This window comes from Peribacillus frigoritolerans, assembly GCF_030676415.1.
GTDB classification, from domain to species: Bacteria; Bacillota; Bacilli; order Bacillales; family DSM-1321; genus Peribacillus; species Peribacillus frigoritolerans_A.
Genome location: NZ_JAUUTW010000073.1, coordinates 1 through 1,698, shown reverse-complemented (window position 1 = coordinate 1,698; position 1,698 = coordinate 1). Strand labels below are relative to the sequence as shown.

Annotated in this window: 2 protein-coding genes; one reads left to right on the top strand and one right to left on the bottom strand. The window is 37.9% G+C overall.

Annotation, left to right across the window (positions count from 1 at the left end; translation table 11 throughout):
- The first annotated feature begins 17 nt into the window (after positions 1-17).
- A complete protein-coding gene (locus Q8G36_RS28435; protein ID WP_305163128.1) occupies positions 18-179 on the top strand; it encodes a tyrosine-type recombinase/integrase in 162 nt (53 codons plus the stop codon).
- Positions 180-877: 698 nt separating this feature from the next.
- Here the strand turns inward: Q8G36_RS28435 and Q8G36_RS28430 are convergent.
- Complete coding sequence (locus Q8G36_RS28430; RefSeq protein ID WP_305163127.1) at positions 878-1,129, bottom strand: hypothetical protein; 252 nt, start codon at positions 1,127-1,129, stop codon at positions 878-880.
- Positions 1,130-1,698 lie beyond the last annotated feature (569 nt).

Below are 1,698 nucleotides of genomic sequence, written 5' to 3'. Positions count from 1 at the left end.
ATGCGACTCCCCATAAGCTGCGGAATACGTTTTGCCAAAAATTAATCGATAAGGGGATAGACCTTCAAACCGTTTCAAAATTGATGGGGCATAAAGATTTGAACATGACCAAACGTTATATAGGAGATGGAAAAGAAGAATTGGAATTAGCCATTGAAAATACTTTTGATAATTTATAAGGGAGGAAAACTTCTTGTATATCGGGAAGTATTCCCAATCCTTTTCATTATATAAATTCCAATGGCACTGGGGAATTCTTACTGCTGAAAAATAGCCTTTCTCTCAGTTTTTCCTTATGCTCTTTCCTTTCTTTTTTCAATTTTTTCATTCTTACCAGAACTTCAGAGCTTTTTTATTGGATACCGTGAATAGTAGATTCTTTAGTTGGGGAATAAATTAGTTTGTAAAAATGAATGGCCTCTGCTCCCCTCCTTTTCTAGGGTTGGTTGCAAGGGGTATTCTTTGCCTTACACGAATCCCAAGATCGGAACGAGTGGATAAAGAGGTGTTCTGTGGGAAAAATGTAAAAGCTCATTAAGTATACTTCGACTATGTAATCACATTAACTAAGTCTAATTCCAAGGAGGAATAAAAATAGGTAGAATAAATCAGGAGAGAGAGTGGGGCTGGAAATACCTAATTAGGACGTTTAGTGCCCAAAATGAATATCAGCCGATGCTTTCAAGGTATTAGCTTTTTCGTTTTTATCAATTTATGTAGCATTTTTATACTTGACTGTTTTCTACCTCGGAAGAAGCCTAACTGTTGCATAAAAAAGGGGATTTATTTTATATACTGATCCCGGTATTGGCCTCACCTACGCTAGATACTATGACGGCTACGCATGCATGTCATCCTAGAAACATCATTGGACTTCTTATTCTACTATTTGGTGTTGCAGGGTTGTTTCTATTAGTAGTTTCTCGGCTTCAATTATAAAAGCACCCTTGTCATGTAGGTATTCAAGTGAGATTCCCCTTCTTAATGCTGTTTGTTCCATTAATCTAATTTCATGATACATAGCAGCAGACAAGATACCTTTTTCAATGTTCTTATTTATTTCATAATAAAACCCCGCCAATAATTCTAACGGTAATTTATCGTAAAGGGAACTTTTTTCGTTCTCCATAAAGCACCTCCTCATTCGACAATAAATCTAGTAAACACATTTGTAATAAAAACATAAGGGATCTTATTGGGAGCTTTCAAGCTAGGGAAACCCTGAATTTGACCGATTTGGCTGAATACAGAGTTTTTTTGTATTTGAAAAAAGGAGCAAAGTGCCCACTTAACATGATTGATGAATCACTGTTTCCTATTCGGAAGAAGTTAGCTGTTGCATAAAGTAGGGGGTTTATTCTATGTACTGATCCCGGTATTGGCCCCACCTACGCCAGATACTATGACTGCCACGCATGCCATCCAACCTATTATCATAATAAAAGAAAGCGCTTACATTGTCAAGGGTTTCATTTGGAAATACGAGCAAAAACCCTTGGTATGATAAACGTCACAGTTTGTGTCAACTCTAAATTAAGTCTTATAGAACTATGGAGTGCGTTAGCTGAAGGGGAGCTGTCTTTAAGGCAGCTTTTTCGTGCGCCCGGCATGGGTGCAATCTATAGGGTGAAAGTCCCGAACCATGAAGGCAGTAGTAGTGGTTAGCTTAATGCAAGGGTGTCCACGGTGACGTGGAAT

Coding starts and splice junctions, on each gene's coding strand:
- Q8G36_RS28430 (WP_305163127.1), bottom strand. CDS start 1,129: ATGGAGAACGAAAAAAGTTCCCTTTACGATAAATTACCGTTAGAATTA.